Genomic DNA, 5,365 nt, shown 5'->3' with positions numbered 1-5,365 from the left:
TCCAATCAGGGGCTTAACGCCTTCTGAGGTTCTTTAACAATGGGGTCAGGTTATTTGTGTGGGCGCTGGCTGTGGTGGTCGGTGCGATCATCAAAGTCAGTGCTCGTTGATTCGAGTGCGGTCTTTGAGCTTGTATAACGATGGTACGCCATCGGAATGATTTAAACTGAAGAGTTTGATCATGGCTCAGATTGAACGCTGGCGGCAGGCCTAACACATGCAAGTCGAGCGGCAGCAGCTCCTTCGGGAGGCTGGCGAGCGGCGGACGGGTGAGTAACGCATGGGAACTTACCCAGTAGTGGGGGATAGCCCGGGGAAACCCGGATTAATACCGCATACGCCCTGAGGGGGAAAGCGGGCTCCGGCTCGCGCTATTGGATGGGCCCATGTCGGATTAGTTAGTTGGTGGGGTAATGGCCTACCAAGGCGACGATCCGTAGCTGGTCTGAGAGGATGATCAGCCACACCGGGACTGAGACACGGCCCGGACTCCTACGGGAGGCAGCAGTGGGGAATATTGGACAATGGGGGCAACCCTGATCCAGCCATGCCGCGTGTGTGAAGAAGGCCTTAGGGTTGTAAAGCACTTTCAGCAGGGAGGAAAAGCTGATCGTTAATACCGGTCAGTGTTGACGTTACCTGCAGAAGAAGCACCGGCTAACTCCGTGCCAGCAGCCGCGGTAATACGGAGGGTGCAAGCGTTAATCGGAATTACTGGGCGTAAAGGGCGCGTAGGCGGTTTGGTAAGCGAGTTGTGAAAGCCCCGGGCTCAACCTGGGAATGGCAATTCGAACTGCCAAGCTAGAATGCAGCAGAGGGCAGTGGAATTCCAGGTGTAGCGGTGAAATGCGTAGATATCTGGAGGAACACCAGTGGCGAAGGCGACTGCCTGGGCTGACATTGACGCTGAGGTGCGAAAGCGTGGGTAGCAAACAGGATTAGATACCCTGGTAGTCCACGCTGTAAACGCTGAGAACTAGTCGTTGGGGCTATTAGAGCCTTAGTGACGCAGCTAACGCGATAAGTTCTCCGCCTGGGGAGTACGGCCGCAAGGTTAAAACTCAAATGAATTGACGGGGGCCCGCACAAGCGGTGGAGCATGTGGTTTAATTCGACGCAACGCGAAGAACCTTACCTGGTCTTGACATCCTGCGAACTTGGTAGAGATACCTTGGTGCCTTCGGGAGCGCAGTGACAGGTGCTGCATGGCCGTCGTCAGCTCGTGTCGTGAGATGTTGGGTTAAGTCCCGTAACGAGCGCAACCCTTGTCCTTAGTTGCCAGCGGTCCGGCCGGGAACTCTAGGGAGACTGCCGGTGACAAACCGGAGGAAGGTGGGGATGACGTCAGGTCATCATGGCCCTTACGGCCAGGGCTACACACGTGCTACAATGGGGCGCACAGAGGGCAGCAAGCGCGCGAGTGCAAGCGAATCCCTTAAAACGCCTCGTAGTCCGGATCGGAGTCTGCAACTCGACTCCGTGAAGTCGGAATCGCTAGTAATCGCAGATCAGAATGCTGCGGTGAATACGTTCCCGGGCCTTGTACACACCGCCCGTCACACCATGGGAGTGGACTGCACCAGAAGCGGTTAGTTTAACCTTCGGGAGAACGATCGCCACGGTGTGGTTCACGACTGGGGTGAAGTCGTAACAAGGTAGCCGTAGGGGAACCTGCGGCTGGATCACCTCCTTATCGACACGCCGGCGCCACGCCAGCGTCCACAACAAATAATCTGACCCGTTGTAAAGAGCATGAACGCGATCTGGGCTGGGCCCGGAAGGGTGAAAGCCCTTGGCAAGTTTGGGTCTGTAGCTCAGTTGGTCAGAGCGCACCCCTGATAAGGGTGAGGTCGGTGGTTCAAGTCCACCCAGACCCACCAGAACCGCCGCCGGGGTGGTTGTGGTTGGTGGCAAAGGGGCCGTAGCTCAGTTGGGAGAGCGCCTGCCTTGCACGCAGGAGGTCAGGAGTTCGATTCTCCTCGGCTCCACCAGTTTCGAATCGGCCGAGATCGGCTGAGGTGATCCGCGATGTGATCAAAGATGAGTTTTTTCGCCGAGAAAACTGATCTGTGATTTCGCATCACGATGCTCTTTAACAAAGTGGCAAGCAATGAATTGAAAGTCTGATGTTCATTGACCGCAATCCGCAATCAGTGGATTGGGGTCGTGGCACTGACTCAAGCGTTGAATCCGGCGTAATGGCAGTAGCCTGCGCGCACGCTGAGCGTGTGCTGCGGGTTATATAGTCAAGCGAATAAGCGCAAACGGTGGATGCCTTGGCAGTCAGAGGCGATGAAGGACGTGGCAGCCTGCGATAAGCGTCGGGGAGGTGGCAAACAACCTTCGATCCGGCGATCTCCGAATGGGGAAACCCACCTGGTTTCGGCCAGGTATCGCCCGCTGAATACATAGGCGGGCGAGGCGAACCCGGGGAACTGAAATATCTAAGTACCCGGAGGAAAAGAAATCAACCGAGATTCCCCAAGTAGCGACGAGCGAACGGGGATTAGCCCTTAAGCTTGTGGGTGGGTAGTGGAAGTGTCTGGAAAGTCACACCATAGAGAGTGATAGTCTCGTACGCGAAACGCGCCCATAAGTGAAATCGAGTAGGACGGGGACCGTGAAAACCTGTCTGAATACGGGGGGACCATCCTCCAAGGCTAAATACTCCTGACTGACCGATAGTGAACCAGTACCGTGAGGGAAAGGCGAAAAGAACCCCTGTGAGGGGAGTGAAATAGACCCTGAAACCGTTTGCGTACAAGCAGTGGGAGCACCCCTCGGGGTGTGACCGCGTACCTTTTGTATAATGGGTCAGCGACTTACTTTCAGTGGCAAGGTTAACCGTCTAGGGGAGCCGCAGGGAAACCGAGTCTTAAATGGGCGAACACAGTCGCTGGGAGTAGACCCGAAACCGGGCGATCTATCCATGGCCAGGGTGAAGGTCGGGTAACACCGACTGGAGGCCCGAACCCACCTATGTTGAAAAATGGGGGGATGAGTTGTGGATCGGAGTGAAAGGCTAATCAAGCCCGGAGATAGCTGGTTCTCCTCGAAAGCTATTTAGGTAGCGCCTCGTGTATCACTGGCGGGGGTAGAGCACTGTTTGGGCTCGGGGGCCATCTCGGCTTACCAACCCCTTGCAAACTCCGAATACCGCCAAGTGCAATCACGGGAGACAGAGCATGGGTGCTAACGTCCGTGCTCAAGAGGGCAACAACCCAGACCGCCAGCTAAGGTCCCCAAGTACCGGTTCAGTGGGAAACGATGTGGGAAGGCACAGACAGCTAGGAGGTTGGCTTAGAAGCAGCCATCCTTTAAAGAAAGCGTAATAGCTCACTAGTCGAGTCGGCCTGCGCGGAAGATGTAACGGGGCTAAACCGGTCACCGAAGCTGCGGACGCCTTTTAGGCGTGGTAGAGGAGCGTTGTGTAGGCCTGCGAAGGTGCATCGAGAGGTGTGCTGGAGGTATCACAAGTGCGAATGCTGACATGAGTAACGATCAAGGAGGTGAAAACCCTCCTCGCCGGATGACCAAGGTTTCCTGCGCAACGCCAATCGGCGCAGGGTGAGTCGGCCCCTAAGACGAGACCGAAAGGTGTAGTCGATGGGAAACGGGTTAATATTCCCGTACCTCGCGTGAGTGCGATGGGGGGACGGAGAAGGCTAGGCGGAGCCGGGCGAGTGGTTGTCCCGGTTCAAGCGAGTAGGCCGCGGTGGTAGGCAAATCCGCCACCGCAAGCCGAGACGCGACGACGAGCGCCCAAGGGCGCGAAGCCGCTGATGCCATGCTCCCAGGAAAAGCCTCTAAGCTTCAGCTCACGTGGGACCGTACCCCAAACCAACACAGGTGGTCAGGGTGAGAATCCCAAGGCGCTTGAGAGAACTCGGGTAAAGGAACTAGGCAAAATGGTGCCGTAACTTCGGGAGAAGGCACGCCGCGCTAGGGTGACGGGACTCGCTCCCCGAGCTCGAGGCGGTCGAAGATACCAGGCCCCTGCGACTGTTTACTAAAAACACAGCACTGTGCGAACTCGAAAGAGGATGTATACGGTGTGACGCCTGCCCGGTGCCGGAAGGTTAATTGATGGGGTTAGCTCAGGCGAAGCCCTTGATCGAAGCCCCGGTAAACGGCGGCCGTAACTATAACGGTCCTAAGGTAGCGAAATTCCTTGTCGGGTAAGTTCCGACCTGCACGAATGGCGTAACGATGGGGGCGCTGTCTCTACCCGAGACTCAGTGAAATTGAAATCGCTGTTAAGATGCAGTGTATCCGCGGCCAGACGGAAAGACCCCGTGAACCTTTACTATAGCTTCACAGTGAACTTTGAGCAGTCTTGTGTAGGATAGCTGGGAGGCTTTGAAACGGTGACGCCAGTCACCGTGGAGCCGTCCTTGAAATACCAGCCTGGGTTGTTTGAGGTTCTAACTCAGTCCCGTTACCCGGGACGAGGACACTGTGTGGTGGGTAGTTTGACTGGGGCGGTCTCCTCCCAAAGCGTAACGGAGGAGCACAAAGGTGGGCTAAGCACGGTCGGACATCGTGCGGTTTGTGTAAAGGCACAAGCCCGCTTGACTGCGAGACATACTCGTCGAGCAGGTGCGAAAGCAGGTCTTAGTGATCCGGTGGTTCTGTATGGAAGGGCCATCGCTCAACGGATAAAAGGTACTCCGGGGATAACAGGCTGATACCGCCCAAGAGTTCACATCGACGGCGGTGTTTGGCACCTCGATGTCGGCTCATCACATCCTGGGGCTGAAGCCGGTCCCAAGGGTATGGCTGTTCGCCATTTAAAGTGGTACGCGAGCTGGGTTTAGAACGTCGTGAGACAGTTCGGTCCCTATCTGCCGTGGACGTTGGAGATTTGAGGAAAGCTGCTCCTAGTACGAGAGGACCGGAGTGGACGAACCTCTGGTGTTCCGGTTGTCACGCCAGTGGCATTGCCGGGTAGCTAAGTTCGGACAGGATAACCGCTGAAGGCATCTAAGCGGGAAGCCCCTTCCAAGATGAAATCTCCCCGGGCCCTCGAGGCCCCTCAAGAGCCGTCCAAGACCAGGACGTGGATAGGCCGGGTGTGGAAGCGCTGCAAGGCGTTAAGCTAACCGGTACTAATGGCTCGTGAGGCTTGACTATATAACACCCCAGCGCATGCTCCGGATCAACGCTTGAGCCAGTGCCACCCAACACCAGACACACTTGCTTGCCACACCCTTTTTTGCCTGACGACCACAGCGGGCGGGAACCACCTGATCCCATGCCGAACTCAGAAGTGAAACCGCCCAGCGCCGATGGTAGTGTGGGAGATCCCATGTGAGAGTAGGTCATCGTCAGGCTCCTATACCCAAAGCCCCGCCGGCATCGCCGT

Annotated in this window: 2 tRNA genes and 3 rRNA genes; all 5 read left to right on the top strand. The window is 56.5% G+C overall.

Annotated elements, in window-relative coordinates:
- The first annotated feature begins 163 nt into the window (after window positions 1-163).
- The 5 genes from GLW01_RS15435 (at window position 164) to rrf (ending at window position 5,333) form a co-directional block, all read left to right on the top strand.
- Window positions 164-1,693 (top strand): 16S ribosomal RNA (locus GLW01_RS15435).
- 110 nt (window positions 1,694-1,803) lie between these two features.
- Window positions 1,804-1,880: transfer RNA gene (locus tag GLW01_RS15430), tRNA-Ile, on the top strand.
- A 35-nt stretch (window positions 1,881-1,915) separates the two neighbouring features.
- A tRNA-Ala gene (locus GLW01_RS15425) sits at window positions 1,916-1,991 on the top strand.
- Window positions 1,992-2,244: 253 nt separating this feature from the next.
- A 23S ribosomal RNA gene (locus GLW01_RS15420) occupies window positions 2,245-5,133 on the top strand.
- An 85-nt stretch (window positions 5,134-5,218) separates the two neighbouring features.
- Window positions 5,219-5,333 (top strand): 5S ribosomal RNA (gene rrf, locus GLW01_RS15415).
- Together the 16S, 23S and 5S rRNA genes with 2 tRNA genes alongside form the textbook arrangement of a ribosomal RNA operon.
- The last annotated feature ends 32 nt before the right edge of the window (window positions 5,334-5,365 follow it).

Origin of the sequence: Vreelandella halophila, from assembly GCF_009856365.1 — a bacterium.
GTDB classification, from domain to species: Bacteria; Pseudomonadota; Gammaproteobacteria; order Pseudomonadales; family Oleiphilaceae; genus Halospina; species Halospina utahensis_B.
Note: the sequence above shows the minus strand (reverse complement) of the source record. Positions and strands in the feature narration are given on the sequence as shown.